Origin of the sequence: Pelistega indica (assembly GCF_000506865.1) — a bacterium.
Classification (GTDB): Bacteria; Pseudomonadota; Gammaproteobacteria; order Burkholderiales; family Burkholderiaceae_B; genus Taylorella; species Taylorella indica.
Map to the genome: position 1 here is coordinate 24,931 of NZ_AYSV01000096.1, position 15,743 is coordinate 40,673.

Below are 15,743 nucleotides of genomic sequence, written 5' to 3' on the forward strand. Positions count from 1 at the left end.
AATCCTTGGATGCTTTCTCACTCACTCGTCATTAGTGAGTTTTCACATAAAAGTCAGTATTAATTGTTTCTCCAAATACAGACGGTGCATACATACCTTCAACTCGTGTTGGTGGCATAGTAAATCGACCGACACTATTTAATCTCACCGTGTAACTAAGGTTAACCTCTCCCTGATCCACGAACTGATAATAGGCACGATAAATATCCGCCTTACGTTCCACAAAATCAGGATTTAGATAGTTATCTTCGGTATTCTGACTATTCGATAAAATAGCAGAGTCACGACCTAAACCACTACCTAAAATAGTTGATCCACTTGGAACAGGATCGCTTAGCACTACCCATGTCATCGGTGCATCGGCTGTAATTTTAATTTTTACACGATACACATCGCCAACTGACCATTGTCCAGTAAGTCGTCGTGTGACAGGCTCAATCACCTTTTCTACCCGATAACCAGCATATGTTGGCTCAACAGGATTCACTGCTGCTAGTGTTGAGACTGTTGCCCATACCGTTCCTTTACCCGCTAAATTTAGGTGTAAATTGGCTGGTTTTTTATCGAGCCAAGGCGTAACTATTGTTTGATTCAATGCTACGCCATTCCACTGTTGTGGCTCACCATACCCAGCACCACTCATGCGAATATTAACTTCACCACTCGCTGGGACACGCTCAAATACTCGGCTAAAGTTCTTAATCGCCAACGCCCCTAACACATTATTAGTCGTCATACCCCATTGACCTTTATCCTGTGCTTTAACTAAAGCATTAGTAAGATACGGCACCTCTTCTTTCCACATTGGATCATTAGCTACAGCGGAAATTAGTCTGGCTAAGACAGTTTTGTTATCCTCCATCAGCCACCATAAACCATTCAGTTTAGTCGCCTCTTTGAATACCATACTATCGCCTTGTTTAACCATTTTATTCAAAATAGCTTCACGCAATATTTTCAGTCCCTGTTTCTGGTCAACACCGTCTAAATGCTGATAAATCGTATACAGATTAACAAGACCTAAGGCTGTATAGGAATCATTTAATGAATAATTATCAAGCATATTAGGGGTAACGGCATTATATCTTGCCGCCGCCGCCAATAAAGTCAATTGATAATCGACTGAATCTGGTAATGGTTTCCAGTCACGGTTACGGTTTACTCTACCTTGTAAATAATTGACCAAGGCTTCTAACATTTTTTGTCTAGCATTTTCAGGGATTTCAAATGGCTGCCCAACTTTTGCTGACTCTGCAGAAATAGATAATAGGTAAGCATTGAGTAAAGGGCTTCCTTGTAGATAAGCTGATGGGTAATAACGTACAAAGCCTAAATCATCCATATAGCTAGAAATTTGTGCCATCAAGTCATTCCAAGCAGAATGGTCATCTAACCCTAACGCTACTGATGCTTGTTGTTCAAAGCAAATATAGGGATACTCTTTAAAATAGCGTTTTACACCATCAAGACTGGCACTTAGATTTTTCTGCAATTGTACTTGGATACCGCCACGAACTTTATCATTAATGGTTAAAGCCCTAGTCGGTGCTTGAATAGGCACATTAGTTCCCTTTGAATCGGCGGCAATACTAATAAGCTGAGCATTTCTGATGGTAACAGGCACATAAGGAATTAATGCTTGGTTAATCACTACACGATCTTGAGCGGGTTTTTGAACCGATGCATTAGCTTCTTTAGCATTAAATGTCCATACCAAGTTCTGACGTCCCTCAGTATCACTTAATCGAATAGGATCTACCGACCATGTCATTGTCTGTGCTCTACCAGCAGGGATACTCACCTCTCTAGGCTCTAGCGATAATGCTTGATCATGCCCTTTCTTAACACTACCATCTACAGTTACCGTCATCGTTCTATCGGTAGTATTTCTTAGGGTAATTTGTGCTTCAAATGCATCGGCATCGCGAATGACAAGCGGTAATCCAGAAATAATCTGCAAGTCTTGACGACTAGACAAATCAATTTTTTGCGTACCTAAATAAGTCATTACCTGATTCAGCAACAGCAACTACCTCAAATTGAGAAATACTATCGTTTAATGGGAATTCGACTTTTGCCGTTCCTTTATCATCTAGGACAAGATTGGCTTTCCAAAATACCAATGCATCGAATAACTCGCGTGTTGGTGCCAAACCACCGCCACCACCAGCAGGAATAGCCTTACGTCCATAGTGACGTCGTCCGACAATCTCACCTTGAGCTGTCGCTGTTTCGATATCCCAAGAACGTTCTGGGTTCATCACTGCCAATAAATCAGTCGTATTATTTTTTGCTAATTCCAATAATGCCTTATCAACAACAAACAAGGTTACATTGGCATTACTGGCAGGTTGGTTGTTTGGCAAGGTAGCAGAAATATCAACGGTTGCCTTTTCTTTCACTTGATAAACTGCCTTATCAAGTTTCAACGCTAGGTCGATTTTTTGCTGAGAATTATCGACATTAACCTTTACCACACCCATTCTGAATGATGGTTTGGCTAAGTCAATAAGTGTACTTGCCCCATTAGATTGCTCATCATTGGCTAACCAAACTTTACCTGCATCACTTTTGTCACCACGAATTCTTCCACGCACAGATAACACATTGACATAAACATTTGGCAACCAATTTTGCTCAACTTTAAGCTTAAAGGTTGAACTATTTTTCTCGAAATTAACCACTTTATATTCAAGAATATTTTCACGCTCAATACTCACCAATGCCGTTGCTTGACTGAATGGAATACGTACATCAAAAACAGCCTCATCACCGATTTTGTACTCTTTTTTATCAGTAATAACGTCTACTCTATCAGTATCATTTCCGGTATACCAAGAGGCTCCTTCAAATACCCATAGCGGAGAATTAACGATGAACTCATTATTATTAGCATCTTTGGCCACCGCTGTTAAATCTAACTCCCCCTCCTCTTTGAGTTGTACCTTACATTTTAATACCCCTTCACTATTACTAGTACCTGAGCACAACTCTCCAAGGTTCTCTACGACAGGATTAGAGTCATATGTATAAAAACCACCCACTAAACGCTTACGTACAACATTATATTTTGTCTTAGTGGCATTAACAGTCACTGGCATATTTGCTGTAGGTTTTCCTTCCGCATTAACTGTCAACACTTCAAACTCGAAGTCTTGGTTTGGCTCAAAATAAGCCGCACTACGTATCCCAGGAATTACAGCACCTGACACCGCACTCACTTTTTGCGAAATTGTTTGTACTTGTCCATTTGGATCCATAAAACTAACTTCAATCAATAAGTCAGTCTGACCTTTAATAGGAGGAATGTTATCAATTACAAATTGACTATTTCCATTCTTATCTAAGGTTAATTTTTTCTTGTCTAAAAAGACCTTGCGACTAACTTCTTCATCCTCTACAGAGTTTGAAAAATTCACATTCTCAAGATTATTAACAGTAAACTCACTTGGAATGGCTACCGCAGACACTTCAATAGGTAACTCAGAGGCAGCACCTCCAGCAAGAAAACTTACCTGAACATTAGCCGTTAATGACTTAGGATTAATTAATTTAGCTCCCTGCTGTTGCTCACTATTTACTTGGATACTACCTTTCAAGAAAGGTAATTTAAACTCCTCAACCTGAAATGAAACGGTCGGCGTATGAGTATTTACCCAACTTTCATCTTCACCTTGTTGGTAGCTAATCTCATATACACCATTTTTGGCTGTTTTAGGCACCACCCACGTAGTCTCGGCATATTGGCTACCATTTTTAGTAGTTTGCCACTTTAATGGTAATTTAATTTGTTCATCTAGAGCGGATAGGTTAAATACTACCGTGTCTGGTAAGACTGTTTGAGCCGTCGGGAAAGCCACACCATTCGGTGTTTGTTGGCGTACAAAATGTTTAATCGTTACTGTTTCGCCTGCTCGCAATAATGTACGGCTAAGTAAAGGATGAATAATTAATTTTGTATCATCGCTATCATAAGATGAATAACTTGACCCTACATTAAATTGCCAATTTTGAATGCCTTTATTCCAATCACTCATGGCAAATGAATAATCAGCAACGCCATAAGACATCGGATGAGTCGCAGGGATACTGGCACTCGCCATATAATTGTAATCATATGGACAATCTTTATTTTGAGGTATTTTTCCTGAGAACTTAAAAATACCATCTTGATTTGTTTTTCCTGATGCAATCACTTTATTATTGCAACTGGTAATCATCACATCTGCATCTGGAACAACTTTAGAATCCTCTAGCCGAGTAACCCAGACCATAGCATCGTTTGTACCTGTTTTGAAATGCACAGCCATATTAGTGACTAACGCTGCCGTACGTACAAACATAGGCTTAGACTCTTGAGTTAGGATAGAACCTAACTGTGGTGATTGTGCTTCAAAAACATAAAATCCTGGCTGATAAACAGGCAAACCAATCACTTCTGAATCATTCTTTGTATCACTTAAGGCAGGTAATTGAAACTGTGTTGTCCCTTGTTGATGTTCTAATATAGACAAATTACGTATATCTACTTCTGCTTCATTTTCTCTATACTCAGTAGGTAACCCTTCCATGATACGGTCGAAATTTCTAGGACTGATAGTGCGTTGCCCATCAACAGAATCCATCACACTTAACCATTTACGGATATCAGCATGATTCTGGGCTTTAATCTGAGAAACTTTTGCAGGGGTTAATTTACCATTGATACCTAATTCTTTTTCTACATTACGCACCGTCAATGGAATCAACGCAGGTTGCTCCATTAAATTTGCTCCAACTTGTTTAGCATTAGCATAGGTTTCAATAATGCCGAACTTACCTGTTGAAAATTTTAGCAATGGAGGATAGTCACCAAACCCTGATTCTAGCGGGAATTTTTTTGCATTCCGTGCTAAACGTCCACTATCGTCTTGCATATTGTCGGGTAAAGTAACCCAAATCTTAGCATTTGGTGTAAATGGACCTTTATATACCAAACTATCCACTAAGGTTTCTACTTCATTACCATTTTTGAGACTAGGCTTAATTTCTTTGTCATTAACGGTGACTTTGATTTTATCAGCCATCTCTTTTTTAACGTAACTACTGAACAAGAGTCTAAAATCACCTAACGGAGAACAAGGCGTTTTTAATTTAACACGCTCACAAGAAAACAATACTGTAAATGGAGGTCTCACCTTATAAGACAGTACAGAATCTCTTAAGGTTTTATCGCCAGTATTGCTTTCTACGCCTTTTTTAATAACTAAATTAACTTTTGCTCCAGTTGGCAATTTTCGACCGCATTGAACGATAGCGGTTTTGGCTGGGTTATCCGCCGCCATCCAAGGAAAACGATTAAGGATTTGTTCTCTATCTTTTCCTAAGACAAGTTGAACAGGAATATCTTCACCGATATTTGTAGATTGGCAAAAAGTCTGCTGTTCGAGGGATTTAAGATTAACCTCATCCTCAAATGTCAACAAAAACGCTTGTTCTTCATCAATCTCATCACCGTCACTAGGATAAACAGATTGTAAATTAGCTATTTCAGCATGTGCAAATGTACTCGCTACAAATAGGCTCAGCAATGTTGTTATCAACACTTTATGTTTAAATAAAGCCATTCTTTCCCCCTATATCAGTATCTTAAATAGGAATCTATGTATCGTTACGTTTTTCTAAAATTTCTACTGCTGGTAATACTTTTCCCTCTAAAAATTCTAAGAAAGCACCTCCACCTGTAGATATATAACCCACCTTATCCGCAATATCAAATTTAGCGATAGCAGCTAAGGTATCTCCGCCTCCAGCAATAGAGAAGCCAGAAGACTCAGCAATCGCTCGAGAAATGGTTTCTGTTCCTTTGGCAAACTGATCAAATTCAAAAACGCCTACTGGTCCATTCCACACAATAGTACCTGCCTTTTTAATGATTTCTGCTAAGATATTCGCTGTTTCAGTACCAATGTCAAAAATCATTTCATCCTCAGCCACCTCTGTCGCTTTTTTGGCAATTGCAGGGGTAGTCGCAGCAAATTCTTTTCCAACCACAACATCTGTCGGGATAGGCACCGTAGCACCACGTTTTTCCATTAAATCAATAACAGCTTTGGCTTGCTCAATTTGGTCTGCTCCGCCAAGGATTTACCGATAGAAAGGCCTTTTGCAACATAAATGTATTGGCAATACCACCACCCACAACAAGTTGGTCTACTTTTTCTGCCAATGACTGGAGAATTGATAACTTAGTAGATACTTTTGAGCCACCAACAATCGCCACTAATGGACGTTTTGGATCTTTTAATGCACGCCCCAAAGCCGTTAATTCAGCTTCTAATAAAGGACCAGCACAAGCAATCGGCGCAAACTTAGCTATACCATAAGTCGTTGCTTCTGCACGATGGGCTGTACCAAACGCATCATTAACATAAATATCACACAAAGAAGCCATTTTTTTAGCGAGTTCTTCGTTATTTTTCTTCTCACCAACATTTACACGGCAGTTCTCTAATAAAACAACTTCCCCTGCTTGTACCTCAACACCATCTACCCAGTTTTGTACAAGCGGTACTTCTCTACCAAGTAATTCTGACAAACGCTTTGCTACAGGCTTTAATGAATCCTCCTCATTTAATACGCCTTCTGTAGGACGCCCTAAGTGCGATGTAACCATCACCGCAGCACCAGCATCTAAAGCCATCTTAATGGCAGGGATTGATGCTTTAATTCTTGTATCTTCGGTGATCTGTCCTTGTTCATTGAATGGTACATTTAAATCTGAACGAATAAATACTTTTTTATTTTTTAATTCACCCGACTTTGTAAGTGAGGATAATGTTTTAACATTTAGCATTCTGACACTCCATTTTATTTTTTGAATTATCGTTGAAATTAGAAAAAAGGCTCCCATTCATTGTATGAGAGCCAATATGTATAGGTTAAAGACGAAATTACTTAGCATTCATCATAGCGACTGTCGTATCTAACATACGGCAAGAAAAGCCCCACTCATTATCATACCAAGCAGATACTTTTACTAAACGACCATTAACCTTGGTTAACGTAGCGTCGTAAGTACTAGACACTGCCGTATGGTTAAAGTCTGAAGACACTAATGGATCTGTATTAAAGGCTAAGATACCTTTTAATGCCCCCTCAGATGCGTCTTTTAATACTTTATTAATTTCATCAATATTAGTATCACGTTTTGCAACAAACGTTAAATCCACCATAGAAACATTAATTGTTGGCACACGTACCGCATAACCATCCAACTTACCATTTAATTCTGGCAATACGAGACCAACGGCAGCGGCTGCACCCGTTTTAGTTGGAATAAGGTTGGTTGTCGCAGAACGAGCACGACGTAAATCTTTATGACGTACATCAATCAACACTTGGTCATTAGTGTAAGCATGGATAGTTGTCATTAGACCATTTTCGATGCCAATCGCATCTTGTAACGGTTTAACTAATGGGGCTAAGCAGTTTGTTGTGCAAGAAGCGTTAGACACTACTGTATGCTCTGCTTTTAATACATCATGATTAACACCATAAACAACAGTCGCATCCACATCCTTACCACCCGGCGCTGAAATCAACACTTTTTTAGCACCAGCCTGTAAATGTAAGCCAGCTTTTTCTTTTGAAGTAAAGGCTCCTGTACATTCAAGTACAACATCTACATTTAAATCTGCCCATGGTAATTCTAATGGATCACGAGTACTAAACAAACGAATACGGTCACCGTTCACCACCATATAGTCACCGTCCAATGAAACGTCTGCATTAAAGCGACCATGTGTCGTATCATATTTTGTCAAATGTACATTAGTTTCTGCAGAACCTGATGCATTGATAGCCACGATTTCGATATCGTGTTTTTTACCATATTCATAGTGTGCACGTAACACCATACGTCCGATACGACCATAACCATTAATCGCTACACGAATAGCCATTTTTTTCTCCTAATTTATAAAATCTCTTTGACTTTTTGGGCAATATTTTCGGCAGTTAATCCAAAATACTTGAATAACGCACTAGCTGGTGCAGACTCTCCATATGAGTCTATTCCAACCACCGCTCCTTGACGTCCAACATATTTATACCATGCACCAGAACAACCTGCTTCCACAGCTACGGCTGGTAAATTTAGTGGTATAACTTGTTCTTGATAATCTTTTGTTTGACGATCAAATACATTTGTACTAGGCATTGATACTACTCGAGTATTAATACCTTCTTGTGACAATAATTCTTGTGCTTTAAGAGCAAGCTCTACTTCTGAGCCAGTAGCAATAATCACAGCTTTGGCATCAACGGTATCTTTAAGAATATACCCACCTTTAGCCACGTCAGCAGCTGTTTTCTCATCTCGAGTAACAAAAGGCAAGTTTTGACGTGACAACAATAATGCACTTGGACCACCATTCTTGACTTGCATACCCAAACTAGCAGGACGACTAACGGCTGATTGCCATGCCACTGCCGTTTCATACGTATCACAAGGACGCCATACATCTAAGTTAGGGATGAGACGTAAACTCCATGCATGCTCAATAGATTGATGCGTTGGACCGTCTTCACCAAGCCCAATCGAATCATGCGTAAATACATGCACAACTCGTTGTTTCATTAAGGCTGCCATACGAATAGCATTACGAGAATAGTCAGAGAACGTTAAAAACGTACCACCATAGGGTAAGAATCCACCATGTAATGCGATACCATTCATAATGGCAGCCATACCAAACTCTCTTACACCATAATTAATATGACGACCTAACTGAATGCCACTATCACCTGCTCGTACAGGAGCAACACCCTTCCAATCGGTAAAATTTGAGCCTGTTAAATCAGCTGACCCACCTAAGAATTCAGGTAAAATTTGCGCTAAGGCAGTAATAGCAAATTGTGAAGCCTTGCGACTTGCTACTGTTTCAGCTTTATTAACGGTTTCTTCCAAATAGTTGTTATATTGTGCAGCAAAATCAGCGGGTAATTCACCTTGCATACGCCGAGAGAAGTCAGCCGCCAATTCTGGGTAAGCTTGCTGATACGCTACCCATTGTGTATTCCAAGCATTTTCTTGCTCAGCACCTTGTTTTTTGTGGCACCACGCTTGCATAATATCAGCTGGAATCTCAAACGGTGCATTTGTCCAACCTAAAGATTCACGTGTTGCGGCAACTTCTGTCGCACCTAATGGAGAACCATGAACTTTCTCTGACCCTTGCATAGTAGGTGCGCCTTTGCCAATCACTGTCTTACAACAAATTAATGTTGGACCAGCACCTGATTTTAGGGCATTGTCTTTGGCGGCTTGAATTGCCGCATCGACCGCATCAATACTATGACCATCTACATCACGAATAACATTCCAACCATAGGCCTCAAAGCGTTTTGGCGTATCGTCCCCAAACCACGAGGAAACTTTACCATCAATGGAAATACCATTGTCATCGTATAACACAATTAACTTGCTTAACTTTAATGTTCCTGCTAATGAAAAGGCCTCATGTGAAATACCTTCCATCAAACAACCATCCCCCGCAAATGCGTAGGTAAAATGATCAACGATAGCGTGACCTTCACGATTAAACTCAGCAGCTAACAATGCCTCTGCTAATGCAAAACCAACTGCATTCGCAATACCTTGACCTAATGGACCCGTTGTTGTTTCTACACCAGCCGTAATCCCAACTTCAGGATGGCCTGGCGTTTTTGAGTGTAATTGGCGAAAATTCTTTAACTCACTTATTGGTAAATCATAACCAGTTAAATGTAGCAAAGAATAAATAAGCATAGATCCATGACCATTAGATAAAACAAAACGGTCTCGATTAAACCATTGGGGATTAGTAGGATTATGCTTTAGATGACGATGCCATAAAGCCACGGCAATTTCTGCCATACCCATTGGGGCGCCTGGATGACCAGAGTTAGCTTGTTGAACAGCATCCATTGATAATGCACGGATAGCATTAGCCAAAACCGTTGGCTGAATAGTCGATTGTGTGTTCATTTGAGTCCTGTTAGGTCTGACAAACTTTTTCAACGTATAATTTTAACACTTGTAAACAATTTTATTTGACTGATAATGACCTTACCACGTTTTTTCTGCCCTATTCCAATTGAAAATAACTCTATTATTGCATTACCAGCTACGGTGGCTCATCATGCAGGTAGAGCATTACGGCTACGAGAAGGTGACCGTATTGTGCTATTTAATGGTAAAGGTGGAGAATATGAAGGGATTTTGCGATTTAACAAAGGTGAAGCTTTAGCAGAAATTGATTGCTTTCGAGATACGAATAGAGATTTATCCACAAAAATTACGCTTGTTCAAGCACTCGCTTCTGGTGATAAGATGGATTGGATTATTGAAAAAGCGGTTGAAATGGGAGTCTCACAATTTATTCCCATCCAAGCGGAACGCTCTGTGTTGCAACTATCGGGAGCACGTCTAGAAAAAAGACAATTGCATTGGCAAAGTATTATCCAATCAGCAAGTGAACAATGTGGACGCAATACACTGATGACACTAACACCAGTAGTTGCTTTAAAAGACTGTTTTGTATTTTTACAAGACACACTAAAGCTTGTGGCTGACCCTGAGGCAGCACAATCATTAACCACTGTGCTCTCTGAAACAAAAACCACATAGCTTAAGTTTTTTTATTGGTCCAGAAGGAGGATGGTCAAGTAAGGAAATTAACACTATTGTTCAACAAGACGCTTTAGCCATTCGCTTTGGTGAGCGTATATTACGCACGGAGACAGCTGGAATTGCCCTAGTCAGTGCTAGTGCTAGTTTACTCAATCTAATTTAAATACCCACTCTCTTTATTCATAACACAAGTGGGCGTACATAACTACTAATTACTCTGCGGCCTCAGCATATTTTTGAGGCTCAACACCCGGTTCTGGCGCACTTAATTTACCTGCATGCTCAACAACGAATGCAAAAATTTTCTTATGTTCTTGGGCATTTTTTACCACTTCATTTAATATTAAAAATATTTCTGCAACATCGGCTTTTAAACTAGGGTCGGCTGAATGCAACTCTTGAACCCATAACACGCAACCTGCTTTTTGTTCAGCAACAGTTTCCACTAAACAATCATAAAATGCGTCCAAATCTTTACCAAAAAATACAGGGTAATCAACTCCTTTAGCAAACGCCCTTAACAACGCTGATAAGTTTCTAGCTTTAGAGCAATCTATGGTAAATATTGCCAAACCCATTTCATCTAGTTGATTAAGCAACTCGTCTTGTTTGTTAAGCCATGCTTTGGGCAGCTCACCACCTTGCTCAATTTCCTGCTTAGGGGTCAATTTTTTTGCCATTAGTCCTCCTGTTTCGGGTGCAGTTTATTTTCTTTTAAAGAAATGTAATTGTTTAACTACCTCAACGTCAATAATTTTTTACAAAAAATTCTCAGCTAGTAATAATTTTTTTAATAGCCGAGAACTTCAGCGTTGCTACCTTAGTGATTAGTTACCATCTTTACGCGTGTTAGCATCAACCACAGCTAATGCAGCCATATTAACAATACGTCTCACCGTAGAGCTCGCCGTTAAAATATGTACTGGTGCACTTGTTCCTAATAAGAATGGACCAATGGCAACATTACTGCCTGCGCTCACTTTTAATAAATTATACGCAATATTACTTGCATCCACATTAGGGCAAATTAATAAGTTTGCTGCACCTTTTAATGGACTATCTGGCATAACGCGTTGACGTAATTTCTCATCTAATGCCGTATCTACATGCATTTCGCCATCAATTTCTAACGTAGGATCCAACTCTCTAGCAATCTCTAGTGCATCACGCATTGTTTGCCCAGAACTTGGTTTATCTGTACCATAGTTTGAACTTGAAACAAGTGCTACCTTAGGATCCAATTGCAAGTAACGCATTTCTCGTGCAGACATAACCGCTATCTCTGCCAATTCTTGTGCATTTGGTTGAGCATTAATGTGTGTATCGGCAATAGCAATCATAGACTCTTGCGTCAAGATAATATTCATCGCAGCATAAGTTGATACACCCGGTGCTTTACCTAATACTTGATCAATTAACTCTAAATGATTACTATAACGACCGATAGTGCCACAAATCATACCGTCAGCTTCACCAAAGCGAACCATCAATGCACCTACCAAAGTAGATCGACGACGTACTTCTAGGCGTGCAAATTCTTTGGAAACTCCACGACGACGCATGATTTCCCAATATTCTGTCCAATAACGGTTATAGCGCTCATCATGTTCGCTATCCACAACTTCCACGTCTTTATCCAAATCAAAACGTAAGCCATAGCGTTGAACACGAGTTTTAATAACAGCAGGACGACCAACAAGAATCGGCGTACATACTTTTTCATCAACCAAGACTTGAATTGCTCGTAGAACGCGCTCATCCTCTCCTTCAGTAAAGACAATACGATCTTTACCACCTTCTTTTTTGAACCGTCTCGCCATAGAAAAGATAGGTTTCATAAATGAGCCAGAGTAATACACAAACTGTTGCAACTGTTCAGCATAAGTTTGTAAATCCTCAATAGGACGAGTCGCGACCCCTTCATCCATTGCTGCTTTAGCCACAGCTGGTGCAATACGCACAATTAAGCGAGGATCAAATGGTTTAGGTATAAAATACTCTGGACCATATGATAAGCCTACTGTTCCATAAGCCGCAGCAACTACTTCATTTTGCTCTTCTTTCGCTAATTTACAAATAGCATAAACAGCCGCTTTTTCCATATTCCGCGTAATAGTGGTTGCACCCACGTCTAATGCACCACGGAATATATAAGGGAAACAAAGTACATTATTCACTTGGTTAGGGTAATCTGAACGTCCTGTTGCCATCACCACATCACCTCGTGCTGCCTTAGCATCCTCTGGTAAAATTTCGGGGTTAGGATTTGCTAAAGCGAGGATTAATGGGTTAGATGCCATCATTTTAACCATTTCTGGCTTGAGCACATTACCTGCCGATAAGCCTAAAAACACATCCGCATCAACAATAATTTCTGCTAGTGTGCGCTTTTCTATCTCTTGTGCAAAACGCTCTTTGTCAGGATCCATCAAGGTTGTACGTCCTTTATAGACAACCCCTTCAATATCCGATACCCAAATATTCTCAATAGGTAGCCCCATATCAACCATTAGGTCTAGACACGCCAATGCAGCAGCACCTGCACCAGATACCACCACTTTAACCTCGCTAATATTCTTGCCAACAACACCCAGACCATTGATAAATGCCGACGTAACACAAATCGCTGTACCATGTTGATCGTCATGGAACACTGGGATATTCATTTTTTTGCGGAGTTCACGTTCCACATAGAAACATTCCGGCGCCTTAATATCTTCTAAATTAATGCCACCAAATGTAGGCTCTAACCCTGCGATTATTTGTACTAATTTTTCAGGGTCAGTTTCATTAATTTCAATATCAAAGACATCAATACCAGCAAATTTTTTGAATAATACAGCTTTACCTTCCATTACAGGCTTAGATGCCAAAGCACCAATATTTCCTAAGCCAAGAACCGCCGTACCATTACTAATTACGCCAACTAAATTACCTCGGCTGGTATATTGGACCACATTAGCTGGATCTTTGACGATTTCTTCACAAGCAGCAGCCACCCCAGGTGAATAAGCAAGTGCTAAATCGCGTTGATTAGATAATTGTTTTGTCGGTACTACGGTAATCTTACCGGGTCGCCCCGCCTTATGATACTCCAAGGCTGCTTGGCGTAAAGTGTCTTTCATCATTAATTCCTGTGAGGTCAATATTTTTTATAAGCTTAAATCATATACTAAAAAATTCAACCTTTGTGTATAGAGACGATTAGGTCTGATAGGGTTTTATCAACTCCGTGCCGTAAAACTCAGTCTTTTGGGGCGAGGGACGTCAAAAACTACCGAATAAACTACCCGATGACCTCATCATCATACAAAAAGATACCCGTAGGATCAAAAAGCCCTTTTATTCTGTCATTGATGCGAGCAATACTCTCCGAATCAGCACACTCCTCTTCAGGTAGCTGCGCTTTAAGTAATAGTACATCTTGCGGAATTTTACGAATTACCCATTGTTGTACCCAAATTATACGCCCCTGATGTCCCTGAAAAAACAGTGCGATATTGATATCCACCAAGTTCTTTTTCAACGAATCTAGACGATAACTATACGGCCAATAATCACTTGCTAACTGTATTTCTACGCTATCCTCCTTAGTAATTCAAATAAATTGGGGATACAACGACTTAATATAGGTACTGAGAGGACTGAACGATCATCCACACCAAATCCACCTACAACGGCTTGTGAACCATCAGCAAAGATGGCATTGATTCTTTCTACCCCTGATAAAAAACTAAAATAAGGTCGGCAATCATGGTAAAGAGGACTAGCAAACCATTGTGCAATCGTCATCTCCGCAGGAACCCGGCTAAATTGATAATAACCAAGCGCAAGTAACTGCCCTGCTGTCACCGAAGGTTGTGCTAGGCATGCTTGTTCTCCTAATTCCTCAATTATATTTAACGATGGACTAAATTGCACCATGAGCAAATCACGGGTATGGACCGTTTGAGGGGAGGCAAATCCATCAAGTACCATAGCAACCTCATATTCTCGACATAACGCATAAATATGCTGTATGTCTGCCAATCGATAGATACATATTTGAGCAGCGTGATAAGCCTCATTAAGACCATCTAACCGTTTAAAGTCACCCCGTACAGTTCGTTGTAAGCGATGACAAAAAAGATCCCAAGGGGTTTCTGGCAATACCCCTGAACGACCAAACTGTAAAAATGAACGCCTATCCATACCTAGCATTTTTCAACTAAAAAGATAGCTAATTTTAACGAGTTTCTCTAATAAAACCCACAACAAAAGCACAACAAACTAAAATGTAGCATTACTTCTTACCACCAACGATAGTGTTATTATTGTTATGTTAAATGTTGCTTCTAGAGTACATCAGGCAGTTACCTTTCAAGCCGTAGAAATAACCAAACAAGCACAAGCCTTGCGTGAACAAGGCAAAGATATTATTAGCTTAGGTATTGGTGAACCTGATTTTACCGCTCCACCAATTGTTGTAAATACTTTGCACAAAGCCGCTTCTGCGGGGTTAAGTGGCTATAGCCCATCATTAGGAATTACACCTTTACGGATGTGTATTGCTGATTATTACAACAAAGAGTTTGGTACATCTATTACTCATGAACAAGTCATTGTGACCACTGGTGCTTCTGGTGCATTATCACTAGCGTGTATGGGTCTCCTCAATCCTGGTGATGAGGTATTAATGCCTGACCCTTATTATCCGGCCAACTTTAATTTTATTCTATGCACAGGTGCAACCACAAAGCTCATTCCTTGCTATCCAGAGGAACGCTTTCAATTAAGTGCAGACTCAATTGCGGCAAATTGGAGTGATACAACCAAAGGCGTATTAATCGCTTCTCCAAGTAATCCTACCGGAACAAGCATTACCGAAGATGAATTAAAAAAAATACTCGCTTTGGTTAAATCAAAAAATGGTTTTGTTATTCTTGACGAAATTTATCTAGGCCTAAGCTATGACGGTAAACCTAAATCTGGGCTTGCTTTGGATGATGACATTATCATTATTAATAGTTTTTCTAAATTCTTTAATATGACTGGTTGGCGTCTTGGTTGGATTATTGCGCCCAAGTATTTTGATACCTCACCTAGCTGA

At 39.9% G+C, this 15,743-nt stretch carries 10 protein-coding genes and 2 pseudogenes; 3 read left to right on the forward strand and 9 right to left on the reverse strand.

Translation table 11 applies throughout. From position 1 onward, the window contains the following. Window positions 1-31: 31 nt before the first annotated feature. From V757_RS23775 to tkt, 5 genes and pseudogenes are all read right to left on the reverse strand, one after another. Entirely contained in the window at window positions 32-2,023 is a 1,992-nt protein-coding gene (locus V757_RS23775) for an alpha-2-macroglobulin family protein (RefSeq protein WP_147628870.1), read from the reverse strand. Beyond that, a complete protein-coding gene (locus V757_RS23780; protein ID WP_023951890.1) occupies window positions 1,980-5,606 on the reverse strand; it encodes an alpha-2-macroglobulin family protein in 3,627 nt (1,208 codons plus the stop codon). Before V757_RS23780 ends, V757_RS23775 begins: the two co-directional genes overlap by 44 nt. A gap of 34 nt (window positions 5,607-5,640) precedes the next feature. Next, window positions 5,641-6,835 (reverse strand): annotated as a pseudogene (locus tag V757_RS23785) (phosphoglycerate kinase). A gap of 97 nt (window positions 6,836-6,932) precedes the next feature. Beyond that, window positions 6,933-7,943 (reverse strand): type I glyceraldehyde-3-phosphate dehydrogenase, encoded by a 1,011-nt coding sequence (gene gap / locus V757_RS23790; protein ID WP_023951892.1) that lies wholly within the window; start codon window positions 7,941-7,943, stop codon window positions 6,933-6,935. Between the two features lie 14 nt (window positions 7,944-7,957). Next, window positions 7,958-10,009, reverse strand: a complete 2,052-nt coding sequence (gene tkt / locus V757_RS23795; RefSeq protein ID WP_023951894.1) for a transketolase — start codon at window positions 10,007-10,009, stop codon at window positions 7,958-7,960. Window positions 10,010-10,084: 75 nt separating this feature from the next. Here tkt and V757_RS23800 point away from each other — a divergent pair, with 75 nt between their 5' ends. After that, on the forward strand, window positions 10,085-10,651 hold the full coding sequence (locus tag V757_RS23800; protein ID WP_315970384.1) for an RsmE family RNA methyltransferase: 567 nt from the start codon (window positions 10,085-10,087) through the stop codon (window positions 10,649-10,651). A gap of 13 nt (window positions 10,652-10,664) precedes the next feature. After that, window positions 10,665-10,817 (forward strand): RsmE family RNA methyltransferase, encoded by a 153-nt coding sequence (locus V757_RS29785; protein WP_315970385.1) that lies wholly within the window; start codon window positions 10,665-10,667, stop codon window positions 10,815-10,817. A 49-nt stretch (window positions 10,818-10,866) separates the two neighbouring features. Here the strand turns inward: V757_RS29785 and V757_RS23805 are convergent, their stop codons facing one another. The 4 genes from V757_RS23805 to V757_RS23820 form a co-directional block, all read right to left on the reverse strand. Next, a complete protein-coding gene (locus tag V757_RS23805) occupies window positions 10,867-11,334 on the reverse strand; it encodes a barstar family protein (protein ID WP_023951896.1) in 468 nt (155 codons plus the stop codon). 147 nt (window positions 11,335-11,481) lie between these two features. After that, window positions 11,482-13,779: an NADP-dependent malic enzyme gene (locus tag V757_RS23810; RefSeq protein WP_023951898.1), complete on the reverse strand. Its 2,298-nt coding sequence runs from the start codon at window positions 13,777-13,779 to the stop codon at window positions 11,482-11,484. A gap of 161 nt (window positions 13,780-13,940) precedes the next feature. Continuing rightward, a complete protein-coding gene (locus V757_RS23815; protein WP_023951901.1) occupies window positions 13,941-14,165 on the reverse strand; it encodes a hypothetical protein in 225 nt (74 codons plus the stop codon). A gap of 65 nt (window positions 14,166-14,230) precedes the next feature. After that, window positions 14,231-14,845, reverse strand: coding sequence for a hypothetical protein (locus tag V757_RS23820; RefSeq protein WP_147628871.1), 615 nt, complete (start codon window positions 14,843-14,845; stop codon window positions 14,231-14,233). Between the two features lie 127 nt (window positions 14,846-14,972). Between V757_RS23820 and V757_RS23825 the strand changes: the two are divergent. Then, window positions 14,973-15,719, forward strand: a pseudogene (locus tag V757_RS23825) (aminotransferase class I/II-fold pyridoxal phosphate-dependent enzyme); the annotation flags it as partial. Window positions 15,720-15,743: the final 24 nt, after the last annotated feature.

Coding starts and splice junctions, on each gene's coding strand:
- V757_RS23780 (WP_023951890.1), bottom strand. CDS start 5,606: ATGGCTTTATTTAAACATAAAGTGTTGATAACAACATTGCTGAGCCTA.
- gap (WP_023951892.1), bottom strand. CDS start 7,943: ATGGCTATTCGTGTAGCGATTAATGGTTATGGTCGTATCGGACGTATG.
- tkt (WP_023951894.1), bottom strand. CDS start 10,009: ATGAACACACAATCGACTATTCAGCCAACGGTTTTGGCTAATGCTATC.
- V757_RS23800 (WP_315970384.1), top strand. CDS start 10,085: ATGACCTTACCACGTTTTTTCTGCCCTATTCCAATTGAAAATAACTCT.
- V757_RS23805 (WP_023951896.1), bottom strand. CDS start 11,334: ATGGCAAAAAAATTGACCCCTAAGCAGGAAATTGAGCAAGGTGGTGAG.
- V757_RS23810 (WP_023951898.1), bottom strand. CDS start 13,779: ATGAAAGACACTTTACGCCAAGCAGCCTTGGAGTATCATAAGGCGGGG.
- V757_RS23820 (WP_147628871.1), bottom strand. CDS start 14,845: ATGGATAGGCGTTCATTTTTACAGTTTGGTCGTTCAGGGGTATTGCCA.